Source organism: Gallaecimonas sp. GXIMD4217, assembly GCF_038087665.1.
Classification (GTDB): Bacteria; Pseudomonadota; Gammaproteobacteria; order Enterobacterales; family Gallaecimonadaceae; genus Gallaecimonas.
On sequence record NZ_CP149925.1, the window covers coordinates 41693 to 61804 of the forward strand.

19 protein-coding genes are annotated in these 20112 nt (G+C 65.9%); 11 read left to right on the forward strand and 8 right to left on the reverse strand.

Going from position 1 to position 20112, the window contains the following annotated elements:
- Positions 1-40 precede the first annotated feature (40 nt).
- The 4 genes from gorA (at position 41) to WDB71_RS00220 (ending at position 4457) form a co-directional block, all read left to right on the forward strand.
- The gene (gene gorA, locus WDB71_RS00205; protein WP_341502648.1) at positions 41-1396 is read left to right on the forward strand and encodes a glutathione-disulfide reductase; all 1356 of its coding nucleotides are present in this window, start codon (positions 41-43) and stop codon (positions 1394-1396) included.
- A 52-nt stretch (positions 1397-1448) separates the two neighbouring features.
- The gene (locus WDB71_RS00210; protein WP_341502649.1) at positions 1449-1652 is read left to right on the forward strand and encodes a hypothetical protein; all 204 of its coding nucleotides are present in this window, start codon (positions 1449-1451) and stop codon (positions 1650-1652) included.
- 85 nt (positions 1653-1737) lie between these two features.
- Positions 1738-3777 (forward strand): oligopeptidase A, encoded by a 2040-nt coding sequence (gene prlC / locus WDB71_RS00215; protein ID WP_341502650.1) that lies wholly within the window; start codon positions 1738-1740, stop codon positions 3775-3777.
- Positions 3774-4457, forward strand: a complete 684-nt coding sequence (locus tag WDB71_RS00220; protein ID WP_341502651.1) for a DNA-3-methyladenine glycosylase I — start codon at positions 3774-3776, stop codon at positions 4455-4457. The genes prlC and WDB71_RS00220 overlap by 4 nt, the downstream gene beginning before the upstream one ends.
- Here the strand turns inward: WDB71_RS00220 and WDB71_RS00225 are convergent.
- Both WDB71_RS00225 and WDB71_RS00230 read right to left on the reverse strand, forming a co-directional pair.
- Positions 4430-4927 (reverse strand): NAD(P)H-dependent oxidoreductase, encoded by a 498-nt coding sequence (locus WDB71_RS00225; RefSeq protein WP_341502652.1) that lies wholly within the window; start codon positions 4925-4927, stop codon positions 4430-4432. The genes WDB71_RS00220 and WDB71_RS00225 overlap by 28 nt on opposite strands.
- Complete coding sequence (locus WDB71_RS00230) at positions 4924-5892, reverse strand: questin oxidase family protein (protein WP_341502653.1); 969 nt, start codon at positions 5890-5892, stop codon at positions 4924-4926. Before WDB71_RS00230 ends, WDB71_RS00225 begins: the two co-directional genes overlap by 4 nt.
- 145 nt (positions 5893-6037) lie before the next feature.
- On the opposite strand from WDB71_RS00230, the gene WDB71_RS00235 reads away from it, so the two are divergent.
- The 3 genes from WDB71_RS00235 to WDB71_RS00245 all read left to right on the forward strand — a co-directional run bounded on the left by WDB71_RS00235 (position 6038) and on the right by WDB71_RS00245 (position 8455).
- Complete coding sequence (locus WDB71_RS00235) at positions 6038-6787, forward strand: class I SAM-dependent methyltransferase (RefSeq protein WP_341502654.1); 750 nt, start codon at positions 6038-6040, stop codon at positions 6785-6787.
- 94 nt (positions 6788-6881) lie between these two features.
- Positions 6882-7355, forward strand: coding sequence for a peroxiredoxin (locus tag WDB71_RS00240; RefSeq protein WP_341502655.1), 474 nt, complete (start codon positions 6882-6884; stop codon positions 7353-7355).
- A gap of 2 nt (positions 7356-7357) precedes the next feature.
- Positions 7358-8455 (forward strand): mechanosensitive ion channel family protein, encoded by a 1098-nt coding sequence (locus tag WDB71_RS00245; RefSeq protein ID WP_341502656.1) that lies wholly within the window; start codon positions 7358-7360, stop codon positions 8453-8455.
- Between the two features lie 28 nt (positions 8456-8483).
- On the opposite strand, the gene WDB71_RS00250 is transcribed toward WDB71_RS00245, so the two are convergent.
- Positions 8484-9023 carry a hypothetical protein gene (locus tag WDB71_RS00250; RefSeq protein ID WP_341502657.1) on the reverse strand — a complete coding sequence of 180 codons (540 nt, stop codon included), beginning with the start codon at positions 9021-9023 and terminating at the stop codon, positions 8484-8486.
- 110 nt (positions 9024-9133) lie between these two features.
- Here WDB71_RS00250 and WDB71_RS00255 point away from each other — a divergent pair, with 110 nt between their 5' ends.
- Genes WDB71_RS00255 through WDB71_RS00265 form a run of 3 tightly spaced genes read left to right on the forward strand, consistent with a single transcriptional unit; the run spans position 9134 to position 12183 of the window.
- A complete protein-coding gene (locus WDB71_RS00255) occupies positions 9134-10321 on the forward strand; it encodes an NAD(P)/FAD-dependent oxidoreductase (RefSeq protein WP_341502658.1) in 1188 nt (395 codons plus the stop codon).
- Between the two features lie 51 nt (positions 10322-10372).
- Positions 10373-11677 carry an amidohydrolase gene (locus WDB71_RS00260; RefSeq protein ID WP_341502659.1) on the forward strand — a complete coding sequence of 435 codons (1305 nt, stop codon included), beginning with the start codon at positions 10373-10375 and terminating at the stop codon, positions 11675-11677.
- Positions 11674-12183 carry an SRPBCC family protein gene (locus WDB71_RS00265; RefSeq protein WP_341502660.1) on the forward strand — a complete coding sequence of 170 codons (510 nt, stop codon included), beginning with the start codon at positions 11674-11676 and terminating at the stop codon, positions 12181-12183. The genes WDB71_RS00260 and WDB71_RS00265 overlap by 4 nt, the downstream gene beginning before the upstream one ends.
- A 23-nt stretch (positions 12184-12206) precedes the next feature.
- Here WDB71_RS00265 and WDB71_RS00270 read toward each other — a convergent pair whose 3' ends face one another.
- From WDB71_RS00270 to nfsA, 4 genes are all read right to left on the reverse strand, one after another.
- Positions 12207-12800, reverse strand: a complete 594-nt coding sequence (locus WDB71_RS00270) for a DUF2238 domain-containing protein (protein WP_341502661.1) — start codon at positions 12798-12800, stop codon at positions 12207-12209.
- 24 nt (positions 12801-12824) lie between these two features.
- The gene (locus WDB71_RS00275) at positions 12825-13154 is read right to left on the reverse strand and encodes a polymer-forming cytoskeletal protein (protein ID WP_341504162.1); all 330 of its coding nucleotides are present in this window, start codon (positions 13152-13154) and stop codon (positions 12825-12827) included.
- Positions 13049-14119: a peptidoglycan DD-metalloendopeptidase family protein gene (locus WDB71_RS00280; protein WP_341502662.1), complete on the reverse strand. Its 1071-nt coding sequence runs from the start codon at positions 14117-14119 to the stop codon at positions 13049-13051. The genes WDB71_RS00275 and WDB71_RS00280 overlap by 106 nt, the downstream gene beginning before the upstream one ends.
- A 124-nt stretch (positions 14120-14243) precedes the next feature.
- Complete coding sequence (nfsA, locus tag WDB71_RS00285; protein WP_341502663.1) at positions 14244-14966, reverse strand: oxygen-insensitive NADPH nitroreductase; 723 nt, start codon at positions 14964-14966, stop codon at positions 14244-14246.
- A 170-nt stretch (positions 14967-15136) separates the two neighbouring features.
- Between nfsA and WDB71_RS00290 the strand changes: the two genes are divergently transcribed.
- Complete coding sequence (locus WDB71_RS00290) at positions 15137-17989, forward strand: insulinase family protein (RefSeq protein WP_341502664.1); 2853 nt, start codon at positions 15137-15139, stop codon at positions 17987-17989.
- A 43-nt stretch (positions 17990-18032) separates the two neighbouring features.
- Here the strand turns inward: WDB71_RS00290 and recG are convergent, their stop codons facing one another.
- Positions 18033-20111 (reverse strand): ATP-dependent DNA helicase RecG, encoded by a 2079-nt coding sequence (gene recG / locus WDB71_RS00295; RefSeq protein ID WP_341502665.1) that lies wholly within the window; start codon positions 20109-20111, stop codon positions 18033-18035.
- Position 20112: the final 1 nt, after the last annotated feature.

Consider the following 20112-nt stretch of genomic DNA (forward strand, 5'->3'; position numbering starts at 1 on the left):
TCGGCATAATGGCCCCAAAGACCCAAGCGAGGAGTCCCCCGTGTCCAGCCGTTTTGATTTCGATCTCTTTGTCATAGGTGCCGGTTCCGGCGGTGTTCGTGCCAGCCGCATGGCGGCCCAGAAGGGCGTGCGTGTCGCCGTTGCCGAGGGCAGCGCCATGGGCGGCACCTGCGTCAACCTGGGCTGCATCCCCAAGAAGCTCTATGCCTATGCCGCCGAGTACGGCCACGGCTTCGAGGAAGCCAAGGGCTTCGGCTGGCAGGCCGAAAAACCCGCCTTCGACTGGCAGACGCTCAAGGCCAACCGCGCCGCCGAGATCAGCCGCCTCAACGGCATCTATGACGGCCTGCTGGAAAGGGCCGGGGTGACGGTATTCAAGGACTTCGCCACCCTGGTGGACGAGCACCAGGTCCGGGTCGGCGACCGGGTGATCAGCGCCGAGCGCATCCTCATTGCCGTGGGCGGCTGGCCCTATGTGCCCAATATCCCCGGCCGGGAGCTGGCCATCACCTCCAACGAGGTGTTCGACATGGCCGAGCTGCCCAGGCGGATGCTGGTGGTGGGTGGCGGCTATATCGCCAGTGAGTTCGCCTCCATCTTCAACGGCCTAGGGGTGCAGGTGACCCAGGTCTACCGCCGCGACAAGCTGCTGCGCGGCTTCGACGAGGACATCCGCGCCTTTGTGGGCCAGGAGATGGCCAAGGACGGCGTCGACATCCGCTTCCACGCCAATGTCACCGCCATCGAAAAGACCGGCGACGGCCTGCTGGTGACCCTGGAGGATGGCGCCCAGCTTACCGTCGACCAGGTGCTTTACGCCACCGGCCGGGTGCCGCGCACCGCCAGGCTGGAATTGGACAAGGCCGGCGTCGAGCTCAACGACGGCGGCGCCATTAAGGTTAATGAGTACTTCCAAACGTCAGTGGGCAGCATTTACGCCCTGGGCGATGTCATCGACCGCATGCAGCTGACCCCTGTGGCCCTGGCCGAGGCCATGACCCTGGTGGATCACCTCTATGGCGACGGCGGGCGCGAGATGGATTACGACTGCATCCCCACCGCCGTCTTCACCCACCCCAATATCGGCACCGTCGGCCTCACCGAGCAGCAGGCCAGGGACAAGTACGGCAAGGTGAAGATCTTCCGCAGCGAATTCCGCGCCCTCAAGCACACCCTGTCCGGCAGCCAGGAACGCACCCTGATGAAGCTGATCGTCGACGAGGCTTCCGATCGGGTGGTGGGCCTGCACATGGTGGGCGCCGAGGCCGGCGAGATCACCCAGGGCTTCGCGGTGGCCATGAAGGCCGGCGCCACCAAGGCGGTATTCGACGCCACCATCGGCATCCACCCCACGGCGGCCGAAGAGTTCGTCACCATGCGTGAGCCGGTGGCATGACAGGGTGCCCTTGTTTTTTTGCTAAGGTGACAAGGCCGATAAGGAGGCCATCATGACACTCTGGACATTTCTGACCGTGGTCTGCGTCTTCAGCATTGCCGCGGGCATCCTCAAGAGCTGGCTGGACAGGAGAGCCCCCGAGGCCGACCCCAGGCTGGAGCAGGAACTCGCCACGTTGCGGGCCAGGGTCGAGGCCCTGGAGCGTATCGTCACCGACAGCGAGTTCCAGCTCAAGAAGGACTTCGAGAAGCTCTGAGCCGCCATTGACGACGCGGTGGCCGCCATTGAAAAGGGCCGCCGCCGCCCCCATCTTGTCCGCAGAATCACAACGAGATCCCGAGATGTCCAACCCCTTACTGCAAACCGACGGCCTGCCGCCGTTCAGCCAGATCAAACCCGAGCACGTCAAACCGGCCGTCGAGGCGCTGCTGGCCGACTGCAGGGCCGCGGTGGAAGCGGCCGTGGCCGCCGGCAACCCCGGCTGGGAGACCCTGGTGGCGCCCATCGAGGAGGCGGACGACAGGCTCAGCAAGGCCTGGTCGCCGGTATCCCATCTCAATTCGGTGATGAGCAGCCCCGAGCTGCGCGAGGCCTACGAGAGCTGCCTGCCGCTGCTCAGCGAATACGGCACCTGGGTCGGCCAGCACCAGGGCCTGTACCAGGCCTACAAGCACCTGGCCGAGTCCGAGCAGTACCACCAGCTCAGCGCCCACCAGCGCAAGGTGGTGGATAACGCCCTGCGGGATTTCAAGCTGAGCGGCGTGGCCCTGGAAGACGAGGCCAAGGTCCGCTTCGGCCAGATCCGCGCCCGCCAGTCCGAGCTGGCCTCCAAGTACTCCAACAACCTGCTGGACGCCACCAACGCCTGGCACAAGCACATCACCGACGAGGCCCAGCTGGCCGGCCTGCCGGACAGCGCCAGGGAGATGGCCGCCGAGCTGGCCCAGGCCAAGGAGCTGGACGGCTGGCTGCTGACCCTGGACATCCCCTGCTATATCGCCGTGATGAGCTATGCCGACGACCGCGCCCTGCGCGAGGAGATGTACCAGGCCTATGTGACCCGGGCTTCCGACCAGGGCCCCCATGGCGGCAGCTACGACAACTCCGCCATCATGGCCGAGACCCTGGCCCTGCGCCATGAGCTGGCCGGCCTGCTGGGCTTCGGCAACTATGCCGAGCTGTCCCTGGCCACCAAGATGGCCGACGACAGCGGCCAGGTGCTGGACTTCCTCCACGATCTGGCCAGGCGTTCCAAGCCCCAGGGCGAGCAGGAGCGGGACGAGATCATCGCCTTCGCCCGTGAGCTGCACGGCCTGGACGATCTCAAGCCCTGGGACTACGGCTACTACGGCGAAAAGCTCAAGGAAAGCCGCTACTCGGTCAATGCCGAGCTGTTGCGTCCCTACTTCCCGGAAACCAGGGTGCTGCCCGGCCTGTTCGAGGTGGTGAACCGCCTGTTCGGCATCAGCGTCAGGGAGGTCGAGGGCGTGGATGTCTGGCACCCGGACGTGCGCTACTTCGAGATCTACGACGAAAGCGGCACCAGGAAGGGGGCCTTCTACCTGGATCTCTATGCCCGCGAGAAGAAGCGCGGCGGCGCCTGGATGGACGAATGCCGGGTACAGCGCATCAAGGCCGACGGCGAGCTGCAGCTGCCGGTGGCCTACCTGGTCTGCAACTTCTCCCGCCCCACCGGCGGCAAGCCGGCCCTGTTCACCCACGAGGAAGTGGTGACCCTGTTCCACGAGTTCGGCCATGGCCTGCACCATATGCTGACCCGGGTCACCGAGGGAGCCGTGTCCGGCATCAACGGCGTGGCCTGGGACGCCGTGGAGCTGCCCAGCCAGTTCCTGGAGAACTGGTGCTGGGAGAAGCAGGCCCTCAACATCATCTCCGGCCATCACCAGAGCGGCGAGCCGCTGCCGGAGCAGCTGCTGGCCAACATGCTGGAGGCCAAGCACTTCCAGAGCGCCATGATGATGCTGCGCCAGCTGGAGTTCGCGTTGTTCGACTTCCGCCTGCACCTGGAATATGACCCGGCCCTGGGCGACCGCATCCAGGCCACCCTGGACGAGGTGCGCGAGGAAGTGTCCGTGGTCGAGCCGCCGGCCTTCAACCGCTTCCAGCACAGCTTCGGCCATATCTTCGCGGGCGGCTACGCGGCGGGCTACTACTCCTACAAGTGGGCCGAGGTGCTGTCGGCGGACGCCTTCTCCCGCTTCGAGGAGGAAGGCATCTTCAACGAACAGACCGGCCGCGACTTCCTGCACTGCATCCTGGAAAAGGGCGGCAGCGAGGAGCCGGCCAAGCTGTTCGCCGACTTCCGTGGCCGCGAACCCCAGGTGGACGCGCTGCTGCGCCACAGCGGCATAGCCCCATGAGGGAAAGGTTCGAGGCCATCTGGCAGCGGGCCTGTGAGCGCAAGGGCGGTGAGGCCGCCCTTGAAGCCCTGCTGACCCCGCCGGCGCCCCGGCAGGCCATCAAGGCCCTGGGTGACGATCGCCTGCTGGCCGCCTTTACCCGGCAGATCTTCCAGAGCGGCTTCGTGTGGAAGGTAGTGGAGGCCAAGTGGCCGGCCTTCGAGGACGTGTTCTGGGGCTTCGACATCGAGAAGATGCTGCTGATGCCGGAGGAACTCTGGGAGCAGAAGGCCGCCGAGCCCGCCATCATCCGCAACAGGACCAAGGTGATGACCATCAGGCACAACGCCCAGATGCTGCACGAGCTGGCCGCCGAGCATGGCAGTGCGGCGGCCTGGCTGGCCGCCTGGCCAGGTGACGATGTGGTGGGCCTCTGGCAATACCTGAAGCAGCACGGCGCCCGCCTGGGCGGCAATACCGGTCCCTATGCCCTGCGCCGCCTCGGTGTGGACACCTTCCTGCTCAGCCGCGACGTGGAGCACTACCTGCGTCACAGCCACATCATCGAAGGGGGCCTCTACACCAACAGGAGCCTGGCCCATGCCCAGGCCGCCTTCAACGCCTGGCGGGACGAGTCCGGCCTCAGCCTCAACGCCGTCAGCCAGACCATCGCCTACTCTGTGGGTGACAACAGGGCCTGATAGTCCCGCACCGCGGCCTGCAGGGCCCGGCCGTCCAGGCCCTGGCTGGTATCCAGGTAGATCATGCCCTCGTAATGCATGCCCAGGTAGCCGAAGCTGCGCCTGAACACCTCCTCGAAGCAGGCCGGCGCCGGGCCGCCACCCGTGGCCAGCACCCCGGCCTGCTTGCCCCGCAACTGCCGGCCCAGCGCCTTCTCGATTTTCAGCAGATCGCTGAGGCGGTCGAAGAAGATCTTCATCTGCGCGCTCATGCAGTACCAGTACACCGGGCTGGCGAAGTGGATGCGCCGGTAGCCGAGCAGTTGCCGCACCAGAGGCAGGAAGTCGTCGCCCCGGTTCAGGTGGCGGTAATCGAAGGGACTGATGTCGAAGTCGGCCAGGTCGAGCACCGGCAGGCCGGTGGCCTGGGCCAGCTGCGCCGTGTAGCCGTTGCCGCGGGCGCTGCCCAGCAGTATGACGCCGTTTTTCATCTTTGCTCCTTGGCCAGCACGGTGCCGCGGGCGGCGGCCAGGTAGGCCGGGTTGCCATGGTGAAGGTGCTCCTGGTGGCAGCTGTAGACCAGCTTGATCAGGTGATCGTCGTCCGATTTGCTGGCAACGGCGAACAGGGCCGGCCAGTCCCTGTCGTCGGCGACCGCCAGGGGCCTGTGGCCGGCCGGTGCCGAGGTCAGCCAGGCCAGCAGCAGGCCCTGCCAGAAATAGCGCAGCGCCAGCGCGTCGTCCGCCATATGGGGCAGCACCAGGCGCAGGGCATGGCAGCCGGTGACGCCGTGCAGCAGGGTGAAGTCGCCGCTGCCCAGGTAAGCACGGATGGCGAAGTCGGCCAGCATCCCTTGGGTGAGGTCCCGGGGCTGCACGGCCAGGCCGAGCGCCGCCAGATCCCTTGAGGCGGCGCACAGCTGGCGGCTGATATTGGCCTGGGGATAGCTTTGTCCGGCCAGGGCCTGCTCGGCAGCGGCGGCGATCGCCGCCAGGGGCAGATCACAGGCGGCGCCCAGGGGCCCCAGGGCCTGATAGTGGCTGGCCCAGTAGGCCAGGGCCTGGGCCACCTCGTCGTCGTTGCCGAAATCCAGGGCGAAGCCAAGGCGGATCAGCGGATGGAAGGCGCCGCTGGCGATGCCCGGCAGCAACGCCGGCAGGGCCAATCCCAGCGTCTCGGTGACGCCCCCTTGGGCGATTTGCTGGCGAAAGTGGTGCAGCCAATGGGGTTGGTGGTCCGGCTGGCCCAGCAGGGTGGGGCCGGGCGTTACCTCGGGTTGTGGTTGCAGCCAGCGGCTTTCCTGCTCGAAGTAGGCGTCCAGGCGCTCGGCGTCGGCGCCCATGGCCGCCAGCGCCGCCAGGGCCATGGGCAGGTGGTTGGCGAAGTCATCGCCATAGGTGGGGGCGAAGCGGCTGCCCTGGGCGATCAGCCGGTGGCCGTGGTCACTGAGCGGCATGCAAACTCCTTTTTAATGTTTTTACCTTATTTAAGATGCGCCTCTTTGTGCATTAAGTAAAGCAATGTCTTTATAAATTAACCAGGGTGATTGTGGGCCGGGGCCGCGGGCAGTAGACTGGCCCCGCCAGCTTCAGGAGATCCCCATGCCCATCGCCCTCTATTGCGAATGTTCCCAGCGCCGCCAGGAAGCGGAGGACTTGCGTCGCCGTTACGGCTTCGCCGAGCGGGGCGAGGGCCCTTGCGCCCTGGTGCTGACCGCCGAGCGCCTGGAGCTGCGCAAGCTGGACGAGCCCAAGCTGGGCGCCGTCTATGTGGACTTTGTCGGTGGCGCCGTGGGGCACAGGCGGCAGTTCGGCGGCGGCCGCGGCCAGGCCGTGGCCAAGGCGGTGGGACTCAAGAAGGGCGCCTGCCCGACGGTGATCGATGCCACCGCCGGCCTGGGCAGGGACGCCTTCGTGCTGGCCAGCCTGGGCTGTGAGGTGACCCTGATCGAACGCCACCCGGCGGTGGCGGCGCTGCTGGAGGATGGCCTGGCCAGGGCGGCCCTCAACGGCGAGGTGGCCCCCATCGCCGCCCGCATGAGGCTGTTGCACGGCAGGGCGGTGGATCTGCTGCCGGATCTCAGCGCCGAGGTGGTCTACCTGGATCCCATGTTCCCGCACCGGGACAAGTCGGCGCTGGTGAAGAAGGAGATGCGGGTGTTCCAGCACCTGGTGGGCGCCGACGAGGATGCCGATGCCCTGTTCCCGGCCGCCCTGGCCGCAGCCAGCAAGAAAGTGGTGGTGAAACGGCCCGACTATGCCCCCTTCCTGGCCGACAGGTCGCCCTCGGCCCAGGTGAAGACCAAGAAGAACCGCTTCGATATCTACCCGGTCAGCCGGCCTGCAGGCTGATTGCAAGTTGCTGATTTAAGGTGAGACTGGCTCAAGGTGCTGTCCCTAAGTTAGTCTTTAGCCTGACGCAATCAGGCGAACTCAGGAGAGCCCCATGATCCAGGTTGGTGACAAGCTGCCCAGCGCAGTGCTTTCAGAAATGGTCGATGGCAAGCCCCAGGATATCCAGACCGACAGCTTCTTCGCCGGCCGCAAGGTGGTGGTCTTCGCCGTGCCCGGCGCCTTCACCCCCACCTGCAGCGCCGCCCACCTGCCCGGCTATGTGGTCAACGCCGATGCCATCAAGGCCAAGGGCGTGGATGATATCTGCTGCGTATCCGTCAACGATGTCTTCGTCATGGACGCCTGGGGCAAGGCCCAGAACGCCAGCGAGATCCGCATGCTGGCCGACGGCGACGGCAGCTTCAGCGAGGCCCTGGGCCTGGCCATGGACACCGGTCCTTTTGGCGGCAAGCGTTCCCGCCGTTACGCCATGGTCGTCGACGACGGCGTGGTGACCCTGCTCAACGTCGAGCCCCCCAAGACCTTCGAAAACTCCAAGGCGGAAGTGATACTGGCTGAGCTGTGAACATGGACTTCAAGGCATTTTGGCGTGAACTCCACGGCCAGCTGACCCAGTGGCTGGGCGAGGGCTGGCTGGTGGACGTGACCCTGGTGCTGGGCCTGACGGTGATGGCGGTGATCGCCTGGCGCCTGCTGGCCAAGCGCCTGTTCCACCTGGTGCAGAAGACCAGGCTGAGCTGGGACGACGTTTTCTACGAGGCCCTGCATCGGCCGGTGAACTGGCTGATCACCATAGTGGGCCTGACGGTGGTGGCGGATATCGTCGCCGGTCGCATCGACTCCAACCTGGCCGAATACGTGCCGGTGCTGCGGGAGGTGCTGCTGGAGGTGGTGCTGGCCTGGGCCTGCTGGCGGCTGATCAAGGGCGGCGAGCGGCAGTCCATCGCCCAGGGCGGCGACATCACTACTGTGCAGGCGGTGAGCAAGCTGCTCAAGGCCTCTGTGGTGGTGGTGGCGCTGCTGACCATCTTCCAGTCCATCGGCGTCAGCATCTCCGGGATCCTCGCCTTCGGTGGCGTCGGCGGCCTGGTGGTGGGCATGGCCGCCAAGGATCTGCTGGCCAATTTCTTCGGCGCCCTGGTGATCTACCTGGACAAGCCCTTCAAGGTGGGCGACTGGATCCGCTCCCCGGACCGGGAGATCGAAGGCACTGTGGAAAAAATCGGCTTTCGGGTCACGGTGATCCGCACCTTCGACAAGCGGCCCCTGTATGTGCCCAACTCGGTGTTCACCCAGGTGTCGGTGGAGAACCCGTCGCGGATGCACAACAGGCGCATCTACGAGACCATCGGCATCCGCTACCAGGATGCGGCCAAGATGAACGCCATCATCGCCGCCGTGAAGGCCATGCTGGAGAGCCATGAGGATATAGACGCCAAGCAGACGCTGATCGTCAACTTCAACAGCTTCGGGCCCTCCAGCCTGGATTTCTTCATCTACACCTTCACCAAGACGGTGAACTGGGAGCGCTACCACCAGGTGAAGCAGGACGTGCTGTTGAAGGTGATCGCCACCATCCACCAGCACGGCGCCGACTGCGCCTTCCCCACCCGCACCCTGCATATCGATTCGGTGCCGGCCCAGCTGTGCCAGCCACAATCATAAGAAAGGCCGGCAATGCCGGCCTTTTTTGTCAGCCCAGCAGGGCCTTGCAGGGCTCCGGCAGCTGGGTGCCGTTGATGTAATAACTGTACCCTCCCCTGGAGCGCTTGTTGTTGATCTTTTCTTCCTGATAGAAAAGCCAGAAAACTTCCAGGCGCTGTGGCTCGACATTCGGGTAGTGCTGCTTTGGCAACTCGCGTGCAATGGCCTTGGCGTCAAAGCGGTGCTTGACGGACAGGGCGGTGGCCTGGGCGTAGCTGAGCTTCAGCTGGGGCTCGGTGCCCGTTGGGTGGAAGCGCCAGGCCCGGCTGGCCTTGATCAGTGCCTTGTTACCCGCCTTGGTCAGCTCCGAGGCCAGCACCTGAACATCTTCCGCTTCGCCGTATTCGTTGACCGTCATGGCTACCCGGGCACAGCCGCCGTCATCGCTGATCGAGGTGAGTTTGGGCGTGGTCATTGGCAGCACCTGCCAATTGGCATTCTTGCTGTAGATGCCGGGCATGCCGGGGGTGTCGCTGGTGGTGCTCTGGCAGCCGGCCAGCAGCAGTAGCGGTAGCAGTCGCTTGACCATGTTTCTTCCTTGATTGTTGTGATTTTGTTGCGGTCTCCATGTTAAGGCCGGACTGTGGTGGCGGCAAGGGGAACCCGGTAGACTGTCGCCCTCTTGAATGGGGAGTCTTCATGTCCAAGTTCGATGTCATCGTTATTGGCGCCGGCGCCGCCGGCTTGATGTGCGCCGCCCAGGCCGGCTACCGGGGCCGCTCGGTGCTGGTGGTGGACCACGCCAAGCAGGCGGGCAAGAAGATCCTCATCTCCGGCGGCGGCCGCTGCAACTTCACCAACCTCCATGCCAGCCCTGCCAACTACCTGTGCCGCAATCCCCACTTCGTGAAATCGGCCCTGGCCCGCTACAGCCAGCACGACTTTATCGAGCTGGTGGAGCGCCACGGCGTCGCCTACCACGAGAAGACCTTGGGCCAGCTGTTCTGCGACGACTCCGCCAAGGACATAGTGCAGCTGCTGCTCACCGAGTGCGACTGGGCCGGCGCCCAGGTACGGCTGCGCAGCCATGTGGCCGATATCCACAAGACCGACGACGGCTTCGGCCTCACCGTCAACGGCGAGCCGCACCGGTGCCGGAGCCTGGTGGTGGCCTGCGGCGGCCTGTCCATGCCCAAGCTTTGCGCCACCCCCCTGGGCTACCAGATAGCGGAGCAGTTCGGCCTCAGGGTGCTGCCGACCCGGGCCGGCCTGGTGCCCTTCACCCTGGACAAGCCGGATCTGGAACGCTTTGCGGAGCTTTCCGGGGTGTCGCTGCCGGTCACCGCCGAAAGCGAGGACGGCACCCAGTTCAAGGAGGCGCTGCTGTTCACCCACAGGGGCCTGTCCGGCCCGGCCATACTGCAGATCTCCAGCTACTGGCAGCCGGGCCAGGACGTCACCCTCAACCTGCTGCCGGACCTGGAGCTGGCCGAGACCCTGGACGCCATGGCCGCCAAGCACCCCAACCAGGCCCTGAAGACGGCGCTGGCGCGGCTGCTGCCCAAGCGCCTGGTGGAGGTGCTGGCCGGGCACGGCGCCATAGACGGCGAGCTGCCCCTCAAGGCCCTGGACGATGGCCGCTTGAAGAAGCTGCAGGCGGCCCTGCAGGGGTTCAGGGTCCATCCCAACGGCACCGAGGGCTATCGCACCGCCGAGGTCACCTTGGGCGGGGTGGACACAGACGAGCTGTCCTCCAAGACCCTGGAGGCCAGGAAGGTGCCGGGCCTCTATTTCATCGGCGAGGTGATGGACGTGACCGGCTGGCTGGGGGGCTACAACTTCCAGTGGGCCTGGAGCTCCGGCTGGGCCGCCGGCCAGGTGGTGTGACTTGTAGCCATTGTGTTACAAAGGTGGGGAGCCTTTGCCAAGGAGTGCCCCATGCGTAATTCCCTGCCGTTTGCCGCCCTGCTGCTGGGCCTGGGCTCCGCCCAGGCCGCTGACCTCAAGGCCGACCTTGAGGCCAGCATCGAGGGCCTGATGCCCAAGGTGATCCAGTGGCGCCGTGATTTCCACCAGTATCCCGAGCTGTCCAACCGCGAAACCCGCACCGCCAGGAAGGTGGCAGAGCACCTCGAGGCCCTGGGCCTGGAGGTGCGCACCGGCATCGCCCACACCGGCGTGCTGGGCATCCTCAGGGGCGGCAGGCCGGGTCCCGTGGTGGCGCTCAGGGCCGACATGGACGCCCTGCCGGTGACCGAGCAGACCAATCTGCCCTTCGCCTCCACCGAGAAGGCCATCTTCAACGGCAAGACGGTGGGGGTGATGCACGCCTGTGGCCATGACGCCCATACCGCCATGCTGATGGGGGCCGCCCAGGCCTTGAGCCAGATGCAGAGCGAGCTGCCGGGCACGGTGCTGTTCCTGTTCCAGCCCGCCGAGGAGGGCGCGCCCAAGGGCGAAAAGGGCGGTGCCAAGCTGATGCTGGAGGAAGGGGTCTTCGCCGACCTCAAGCCCGAGGCCATCTTCGGCCTCCATGTCTGGCCGCTGCAGGCGGGCCGGCTGTACGTGCGCGAGGAAGGTACCATGGCGGCGGCGGACCGCTTCGAGGTGACCATCAAGGGCGCCCAGACCCACGGCTCCAGCCCCTGGCGGGGGGTGGATCCCATCACGGTGGCCGCTTCTGTGGTGGAGGCCCTGGCGTTGATCCCGTCCCGGCAGCTGGACGTGACCCAGGCGCCGGCCGTGGTGTCCATAGGCGCCATCAACGGCGGCCTGCGCTGGAACATCATTCCCGATGAGGTGACCCTGGTGGGCACGGTGCGCACCTTCGATGCCGACATGCGCGAGGATCTGCTGGCGCGCATGGAGAGGACGGCCACCAAGCTGGCCGAGGCCAGCGGCGCCAGCGCCGAGTTCGAGGTGCAGAATTTCGCCGCCGTCACCTGGAACGATCCCGCCCTGACCCAATGGGCAGGAGAGTCCCTGGCCTGGGCCGCCGGCGACAAGGGGGTGGGCAGCCTCAAGCCCATCACCGGCGCCGAGGACTTCTCCTTCTTCCAGCAGCAGCTGCCCGGGGTCTATTTCTTCCTGGGCGTGGCCCCAGAGGGCGTGCCCCCGGCCGAGGTGGCCCCCAACCATTCCCCCTATTTCCTGGTCAACGAAGATGCCCTGCAAACCGGGGTGCGGGCCCTGAGCGGCCTGGCCCTGGACTACCTGCAGGACAAGGAGCAAACACAACAATGAAGAGACTGATCCTGCCCCTGGCGCTGCTGGCGGGCGCCGCCCAGGCCGAGGTGCTCAGCGCCGCCGACAACGGCTTTGCCATCCAGCACCAGGTGCTGGTGCCCGTGGCACCGGAAAAGGCCTATGCCCAGTTCCTCAGGGTGGGCCAGTGGTGGGATGGCGAACACAGCTGGTTCGGCGATGCCAGCAAGTTTTCCATCCAGCCCAGGGCCGGCGGCTGCTTCTGCGAGATAGACGGTGATCGCCAGGTGCTGCACATGACGGTCACCTATGTAGATCCGGGCCGGGAGCTGCGCATGGTGGGCGGCCTGGGGCCGCTGCAGATGATGGGGCTGAGCGGCGGCATGGCCTGGCAATTCGAGGCCGTGGAGGGCGGCACCCGCATCCGCCACAGCTATGCGGTCAGCGGCTACGCCGAAGGCGGCCTCAGCAAGCTGGCGGTGGTGGTGGACAGGGTCCAGGGCCACCAGCTGGAGCGGCTTAGGGCCAGATTGACCCCGCACTAAAAAAGGGCGCCAGGCGCCCTTTTTTACTTCTGCTGCAGGGGCTTCCTGAGCAGCCAGTAGAGCGCCAGCGAGGCGATGGCGCCCAGGGTGTCGGCCAGCATGTCCTTCTGGGCGTCCCAGATATCGCCCTGGGAACCCAGGAACTCGATGCCGGCATCACCGCCGGCCACCACCGCGAACCACCATTCGATGATCTCGTAGCCGGCGGCAATGGCCATGATGGCGAACAGGCTGAACAGGCTGGCGATGACGGGGCCGGCCCATTTCCTGCGCACCAGCAGCTCGGTGAAGGCAAAGGCGTAGAAGCCCACAGAGAAGTGGCCGATGCGATCGAAGTGGTTACGCTCGGCGCCCAGGGCGTCGGTGACCCAGTCGAAGGGCACGTGGGCGAAGGTGAAGTGGGCGCCCACCGTGTGCCAGAAGATCCAGAAGGCCATCAGGCCGTAGGCCAGGTTGGAAAAGCGAAAGGCCCTGAAGGTGAAGGCCAGTATGGCCACCACCCCCAGCACCGGGATCACCTCCGCCACCCAGACCTCCCGGGAGGCCGGGTCTATGCCCAGCCACAGGAACAGCACGGAGAACAGGGCCAGCAGGGCCTGGGGAAAGTAGCGGCTCATGGCGCCTCCTTGCGCACAGGGGGCTTAGCCCTGGGCCTTCTTGTCTTCCTTGATGGGGGTGACCTTGGCGGCCTGCTGGCTGAGCGGCTTGGATTCACCCAGGAAGCGACCGCCCTTGGCGATGATCAGCTCCTCGCAGTGGATGCTGCCCTCGACGATGCCGCTTTCGAGGATCTCCACCACCTTGGCTTCGATGGTGCCTTCCACCTTGCCGGCCACGGTCAGATCAACGGCCTTGAGCTGGCCCGTTACTTGGCCGTCACTGCCGATGCGAACGGACTTGTCGGCACCGACAGTGCCTTTGATGTTGCCGTCAATGTGGAGGTTGCAGGTGATGTTGAGTTCGCCGTCGATAACGGTGCCGGCTGCGATAACTGTGGTTGCCATAGGGTCCTGAGGCTTTCGATTGTCGTTATTAAAGATGGCCATGGAACTTTCTTCTCCACGTCGAAGAGCCGATCGTAATTATCAATTTGCCAATCCACGAACGGCTTGGGGTTTAAGGGGATACCGGCATAGCTTACTTCATAATGCAGGTGGGGCCCCGTACTGGTGCCACTGTTGCCCGAGTAGGCGATCAGCTCGCCCTTGCGGACATAGGCGCCCCGCTTGACGGCAATGCTCTTGAGGTGGGCATAGCGCGTCTTGAAGCCGAAGGCGTGGCTGACCAGCATCATGGTGCCATATCCTGTCTTACGACGACTGACCAGTTCCACAACACCGTCCGCCGTGGCATAGACCGGTGTGCCTACATGGGCGACCATGTCCAGGCCGGCGTGGTGGATGGTGCGCTTCTTGACCGGGTGCTTGCGCTTGCCGAACGAAGAGCTGATGTAGGCGTAGTCCAGGGGGTCGCCGTTGGGGATCATGTTGAGGCTGACCTGGCGGCTGTTCATGGCCAATGAGGCCAGATCCACCCTTTCCAGGGTGTCCAGCTGGGGCAGCTCGGGGGCGCCCGAGCCGAGCTTGTCTTCCAGGTCGTCCAGGCGGCTGGTGACGGCGGTGAGTTCCTCGGCCTTGCGGGCGATGGCGGTCTCCAGCAGCTGGCGGTCCTGTTCCACCTTGGCGTAGTCGGCCCTGGCGGCGTTGAGTTCGTCGGTGAGGGCACTGAGTTCGGCCCGGTTCTGGGCCAGGCGCCGGCCGGCGTCGTCGGCCTGCCAGTGCAGGAAGCGGATATAGCCGGCCATGCCCAGCAACACCAGCACAACGGCGGTCAGCGCCGCAATGAGGGCATTGCGGCGCTTGACGGTCAGGGCCAGGTGGCGGGTGCCACTGAGGCCGCTGATGGTGATATGGAGTGTCTCTCTCAGCGAAGACATGGACGCACTTTTTTCGTTGTTATTGGGGGCCGTTCAGCAGCGGCCATGGGGCATTTTGTCGTTAATCTGCCGTTAAGGAAAGGGCATTGTGCCAAACAAGGCCCGTCCATTGCCAGCCACTGAATCAGCGCTTGTTAAATCCCTGTTGCTCAAGGAAGGCCTGCATGTGGGGCCTGGCCTCCTTGGTCAGGGTGGCGGCGATCTGCTCGCTCCAGCTCATTTCCTTGTTGCCGCCGGTGCGCTCCCGGTAATACAGGCGCACCTGCTCGTCGTACCGGGCCAGCAGGGCCTGGTCCAGTTCCCGGTAGCCGTTTTCGTGTACCACCAGGGGCCGGGGCAGGCGCGGCCTCAGGGTCGGCTGCTGATCCGGGTGGCCCAGACAGAGGCCGAACAGGGGGATGACGTGCTTGGGCAGGCCCAGCAGCTCGGCCACCTGGTCCGGGTGGTTGCGGATACCGCCGATAAAGACCCCGCCCAGGCCCAGTGACTCTGCGGCCAGCAGGGCGTTCTGGCCCATCAGGGCGCCGTCCACGGCGCCGATCAGCAGCTGCTCCACATAGCCCAGCCTGGCGTCCGGCACTATCTGCCGGTGGCGGTGGTAGTCGGCGCAGAACACCAGGAATTCCGCCGCCTTGCCCACCCAGGGCTGGTTGCCGGTGAGCTCCACCAGGGACTGGCGCTTGTCGTGGTCGGTGACGCGGATGAGGGTGCCCACCTGCAGGAAGCTGGAGGTGGAGGCGGCCTGGGCGGCGGCCAGCACGGCATCCAGCTGCGCCGGGTCTATGGGCTCGGGAGTGAACTTGCGGATGGAGGCGTGGGACAGGATCAGCTCTATGGTCGGGTTCATGGTCATGGCTTTGTAACTGTGATGGCCACAAGCTACTACCGGCCGCCTTTGGGGACAACGGCCTATTGCCTTACCAATCAAGTAAATTTTTACATTTTGATGATCCCGGCCAGGCCCCGGCTTGTGGCATGGTATGGGGCCAGTTGTATCCAGATGCCAAGGGAATTCGCATGAAACTCAAAGCCACCAGCCTGGCCGTGTTGGCCGCCTTCAGCCTGCTGGGTTGCCAGCAGCTGCCGTCCACCCCAGCCGGTGCCGAGCTCGCCATCCAGGTCAGCCCGGCCGACCAGCGGCAATACCGCTACCTGGAGCTGGATAACGGCCTCAAGGTGATGCTGGCGTCCGACGCCCAGGCCGACAAGGCCGCCGCCTCCCTGGTGGTGCACGTGGGCCATACCGCCGATCCCAAGGACCGTCAGGGCCTGGCCCACTTCCTGGAGCACATGCTGTTCCTGTCCACCGAGAAGTACCCCAAGGTGGACGAATACCGCGAATTCATCGAGAAGCACGGCGGCGGCTCCAATGCCGGCACCGGCCAGGCCTACACCAGCTACTTCTTCGATATCGAGCCGGGCCAGTTCGCCCCGGCCCTGGACAGGTTCGCCCAGTTCTTCATTGCTCCCAGCCTGGATCCCGCCTATGTGGAGCGGGAGAAGAAGGCGGTCCACTCCGAATACGAGATGAAGAAGAAGGACGAGTGGCGCCGCTACAACGAGATCCTCAAGAAGACCGCCAATCCCGAGCACCCGGCCTCCCAGTTCTCCGTGGGTAACCTGACCACCCTGGCCGACCGCGACGGCGACAGGGTCTGGGACGATCTCAAGGCCTTCCACGAGCAGTACTACCATGCCGGCAACATGACCCTGGCCCTGGTGGGCCGCGAGGATCTGGATACCCTGGCCAAATACGCCAAGGAGATGTTCGGCGCCATCCCCGGCAAGGCCGACAACCACCCGGTGCCCAAGGTGGCTCCCTTCACGCCGGAGCAGCTGGGCGTGCGCATCGACCAGGAGCCCCTGAAGGAAGAGCGGCTGCTGTCCCTGCAGTTCCCGCTGCCCAAGGCCAACCAGCACTACCAGGCCAAGCCCCTGGGTTACGTCAGCAAGCTGCTGGCCAACACCGCCCCGGGCAGCCTCTATTCCGGCCTCAAGGAAGCCGGCCTGGTGGACGAGCTGAGCGTCTACCACTGGGGCCCGGACGACCATGACGTCCTTTATGTGGACTTCAACCTCACCGAGGCCGGCGCCGGCCAGATCGACGCCATCACCGAGGCCACCTTCGCCTACATCGACCTGATCCGCCGCCAGGGCGTCAGGCAGAGCTACTTCGAGGAGCAGCGCAAGGCCGCCGGCCTGGACTTCCGCTTCCAGGAGAAGCAGCGTGCCGCCTCCCTGGCCAGCAACCTGGCCGGCAACCTCCAGGAGGTGGCGCCCGAGCACGTGCTCAGCGCCGGCTACCTCTACGAGCAGTTCAAGCCGACGCTTATCCAGGATTACCTGGCCAGGCTGACCCCGGCCAACCTGCGCCAGGTGGTGAAGATGCCCGGCGTGGAGACCGACCAGGTGGAGGCCCGCTACCAGGCCCCCTACAAGGTCAGCGCCCTGGACGACAGCCTCAAGGCCAAGTGGGCCGCTGCCCGCGGCGAGGAGCGTTTCCAGCTGCCGCCGGCCAACCCCTACCTGGCCGAAAACCCGGTGCTCAAGCCCCTGGCCGAACCCAAGGCCGAGCCCCAGCTGCTGGTCCAGGCACCCGGCCTGAGCCTCTGGCACCTGCAGGACAGTGACTTCCCCATGCCCAAGGCCAGCCTCAAGGTCGGCCTGTACAGGCCCATCCAGGATGTCACCGAGAACGCCATGAACAGCCTCTATGCCGATCTGGTCAATGTGGCCCTGGAAGGGGAAGGCTACCCGGCCAGCCAGGCCGGTCTCTATTTCCGTGTCGGTGCCCACGACCGCGGCCTGGGCTACACCGTCACCGGCTATGACGAAAAGCAGCGACTGCTGGTGAGCCGTATCCACCAGGCCCTGGCCCTGGCCGAGCTGACCGAGGCCAGGTTCGAACAGTACAGAGACAGCCTGGTACGGCAGTGGCGCAACAGCGCCTTCGAACGGCCCTACCTGCAGGCCTTCCGGGTCTTCGGCCATACCCTGTCCGCCAACAGCCACGGCGCCATGGCCAAGGCCGATGCCCTAGAGGGCGTCGACTTCGCCAGCTTCCGCAGCTTCGTGAACAACTACCGCAGGCAGCTGGCCGTGGAGGCCCTGGTGCACGGTAACCTGACCGAGCAGGAGGCCAGGGACTTCGCCGGCTACCTGAAGGCGGACCTGCTCAAGGGCGCCGAGGCCATCGACAAGCCCCGGGAACGGCTGGCGGACATTCCCAACGGCCAGGAGCTGATCAAGGCCATCGACATCGACCACAACGATGCGGTCATCGCCATGCAATACATCGCCGACGGCACCGATGTGGCCAGCACCGCCCGCTACGCCCTGACCGGCCATATGCTGAGTGCGCCCTTCTTCTCGCAGCTGCGCACCGAGCAGCAGCTGGGCTATGTGGTGTCCGCCGGCGCTACCAGCGTCAGTCGCCATCCCGCCCTGTACACGGTGATCCAGTCGCCGGTGGCGGATCCCGTGACCCTGCGCGGCCGTATCGACGCCTTCCTGGACGGTTACCGCCAGACCCTGGCACAGATGAGCGATGCCGATTTCGCCGCCCAGAAGGCGGGCCTGGTCAACAAGCTGATGGAGAAGGACAAGCAGCTGGCCCAGAAGAGCGGCCGCCTCTGGGATCTGATCAGCGATGAGCGCCCCTTCGACTGGCGGGCCCAGCTGATCCAGGCCGTCGAGGGCCTGGACAAGGCCGAGCTGGTCGATTTCTACAGCCGGCAGGTAGCCGATATGGGCGCCGGCCGCTACGTGGTCTGGAGCGAGGGCCAGCAGCGCATCGCCGCCGGTACCGAGCCCAGGGCCTGCAAGGGCCAGGCCTGCTTCGAGGACATCTGGACCTTCAAGGCCCAGTGACGGAAAGGGCAAGTACGAAAAACCGGCCTCCTGGCCGGTTTTTTCATGCGTTGGCGTATTCGCTCTTCTGGCCCAGCCAGCGCTGGCCGAGGGCAATGACCTTGTCCGGGTGCTGGCGCAGCAGCTGCTGGGCGATGCGCTGCACCAGGGGCATCAGGTGGGCGTCCCGGGTCAGGTCCGCTATCTTCAGCTCGGCCAGGCCGGTCTGGCGGGTGCCCAGCAGCTCGCCGGGGCCGCGGATCTCCAGGTCCCGCTGGGCGATGACGAAGCCGTCGTTGCTGTCCCTGAGCACCCCCAGGCGGGCGGTGGCGGTTTTCGACAGGGGGGCGTGGTAGAGCAGCACGCAGTGGGAGGCCACGGCGCCGCGGCCGACCCGGCCCCTGAGCTGGTGCAGCTGGGCCAGGCCCAGGCGCTCCGGGTTCTCGATGATCATCAGCGAGGCGTTGGGTACGTCCACCCCCACCTCGATGACGGTGGTGGCCACCAGCAGCTGCAGCTCGCCGGCCTTGAAGGCCTGCATCACTTCCTGCTTCTCCTCCGCCTTCATGCGCCCGTGCACCAGGCCGATGCTGAGTTCCGGCAGGGCCTGTTGCAGCAGGGCGGCGGTGTCTTCGGCGGCCTGGGCCTCCAGCACATCGGATTCCTCGATCAGGGTGCAGACCCAGTAGGCCTGGCGGCCCTGCTGGCAGGCCAGGCGCACCCGCTCTATGACCTGATCCCGGCGGCTGTCCGGCACCGCCACCGTGGTGATCGGGGTGCGGCCAGGGGGCAGCTCGTCGATCACCGAGGTGTCCAGATCCGCGTAGGCGGCCATGGCCAGGGTGCGGGGAATGGGGGTGGCGGTCATGATCAGCTGGTGGGGATAGTGGGCGCCCTGGCGGCCCTTTTCCCTCAGGGTCAGGCGCTGGTGCACCCCGAATCGGTGCTGCTCGTCGATGATCACCAGGGCCAGGTTGGCGAACTGCACCTCGGCCTGGAACAGGGCATGGGTGCCCACCACCATCTGGGCGGCACCGGAGGCGATGTCGGCCAGGGCGGCGTTCCTGGCCTTGGCCTTGAGCTTGCCGGCCAGCCAGGTGACCTTGAGATCCAGGGCCTCGAACCAGTGGGCGAAATTCAACGCGTGCTGCTCGGCGAGGATCTCGGTGGGCGCCATCAGCGCCACCTGGTAGCCGTTGCTGATGGCCCGAAGCGCCGCCAGGGCCGCCACCAGGGTCTTGCCGGCGCCCACGTCGCCCTGGACCAGCCGCATCATGGGCCTTTCCAGGGCCAGATCGGCGCGGATCTCCTCGGTCACCCGCTGCTGTGCTCCCGTGGGGGCAAAGGGCAGGGCGGCCAGGAACTGGCCCTCCAGGCCGTCCTTGGGATGCAGGGCGATGGCGCCGTGGCTCTGGCTGTCGCTGCGCAGCTTGAGCAGCGACAACTGCTGGGCCACCAGCTCCTCCAGGGCCAGGCGCTGCTGGGCCGGGTGGCTGCCCGCCTCCAGCTGCTCCAGGGCCATGTCCGGGCTCGGCCGGTGCACCTGGTAGAGGGCGTCCTTGAGCGGCAGCCGGTGGGGGTTGAGCTCGGGGGGCAGCAGCTCTTCTATGTCACCCCTGAGGAACGGCAGTGCCTGATCGGTGAGGCTGCGCAACGTCATCTGCCTGAGCCCCTCTGTGGTGGGGTAGACGGGGGTGTAGCTTTCTTCCAGTTCGGCGGCCTGGCCCTCGTCCAGGAAGCGGTACTCGGGGTGGATCACCTCGATGCGGGCCTTGCCGGCGCGGATCTCGCCGAAGGCGCGCAGGCGGCGGCCGGGCTGGAAGTTGTTCTTCTGGGCGGCGGTGAAGTTGAAGAAGCGCAAGGTAGCGCTGCCGGTGCCGTCGGCCACCTGCACCGTGAGCATGCGGCGGCGGCCGAAGATCACCTCGGCCTTGAGCACCTCGGCGACGATGGAGATGTGCATGCCGGGCAGCAGCTCGGCGATGGCGCAGACGCTGGTGCGGTCCTCGTAGCGCAGCGGCAGGTGGAACAGCAGGTCGCCGATGGTGTGGAGGCCCAGGCGTTCGAGCTTTTCGGCCACCTTGGGGCCGACCCCCTTGAGCGCCGTCACCGGCGCACTCAGCCCCAGATCCGGCGCTGTCATC

What these genes read in the sequence shown, in the direction of transcription:
- WDB71_RS00210 (WP_341502649.1), top strand. Translation starts at nt 1,449, where the DNA reads ATGACACTCTGGACATTTCTGACCGTGGTCTGCGTCTTCAGCATTGCC.
- prlC (WP_341502650.1), top strand. Translation starts at nt 1,738, where the DNA reads ATGTCCAACCCCTTACTGCAAACCGACGGCCTGCCGCCGTTCAGCCAG.
- WDB71_RS00220 (WP_341502651.1), top strand. Translation starts at nt 3,774, where the DNA reads ATGAGGGAAAGGTTCGAGGCCATCTGGCAGCGGGCCTGTGAGCGCAAG.
- WDB71_RS00225 (WP_341502652.1), bottom strand. Translation starts at nt 4,927, where the DNA reads ATGAAAAACGGCGTCATACTGCTGGGCAGCGCCCGCGGCAACGGCTAC.
- WDB71_RS00230 (WP_341502653.1), bottom strand. Translation starts at nt 5,892, where the DNA reads ATGCCGCTCAGTGACCACGGCCACCGGCTGATCGCCCAGGGCAGCCGC.
- WDB71_RS00235 (WP_341502654.1), top strand. Translation starts at nt 6,038, where the DNA reads ATGCCCATCGCCCTCTATTGCGAATGTTCCCAGCGCCGCCAGGAAGCG.
- WDB71_RS00240 (WP_341502655.1), top strand. Translation starts at nt 6,882, where the DNA reads ATGATCCAGGTTGGTGACAAGCTGCCCAGCGCAGTGCTTTCAGAAATG.
- WDB71_RS00245 (WP_341502656.1), top strand. Translation starts at nt 7,358, where the DNA reads ATGGACTTCAAGGCATTTTGGCGTGAACTCCACGGCCAGCTGACCCAG.
- WDB71_RS00250 (WP_341502657.1), bottom strand. Translation starts at nt 9,023, where the DNA reads ATGGTCAAGCGACTGCTACCGCTACTGCTGCTGGCCGGCTGCCAGAGC.
- WDB71_RS00255 (WP_341502658.1), top strand. Translation starts at nt 9,134, where the DNA reads ATGTCCAAGTTCGATGTCATCGTTATTGGCGCCGGCGCCGCCGGCTTG.
- WDB71_RS00260 (WP_341502659.1), top strand. Translation starts at nt 10,373, where the DNA reads ATGCGTAATTCCCTGCCGTTTGCCGCCCTGCTGCTGGGCCTGGGCTCC.
- WDB71_RS00265 (WP_341502660.1), top strand. Translation starts at nt 11,674, where the DNA reads ATGAAGAGACTGATCCTGCCCCTGGCGCTGCTGGCGGGCGCCGCCCAG.
- WDB71_RS00270 (WP_341502661.1), bottom strand. Translation starts at nt 12,800, where the DNA reads ATGAGCCGCTACTTTCCCCAGGCCCTGCTGGCCCTGTTCTCCGTGCTG.
- WDB71_RS00280 (WP_341502662.1), bottom strand. Translation starts at nt 14,119, where the DNA reads ATGTCTTCGCTGAGAGAGACACTCCATATCACCATCAGCGGCCTCAGT.
- nfsA (WP_341502663.1), bottom strand. Translation starts at nt 14,966, where the DNA reads ATGAACCCGACCATAGAGCTGATCCTGTCCCACGCCTCCATCCGCAAG.
- WDB71_RS00290 (WP_341502664.1), top strand. Translation starts at nt 15,137, where the DNA reads ATGAAACTCAAAGCCACCAGCCTGGCCGTGTTGGCCGCCTTCAGCCTG.
- recG (WP_341502665.1), bottom strand. Translation starts at nt 20,111, where the DNA reads ATGACAGCGCCGGATCTGGGGCTGAGTGCGCCGGTGACGGCGCTCAAG.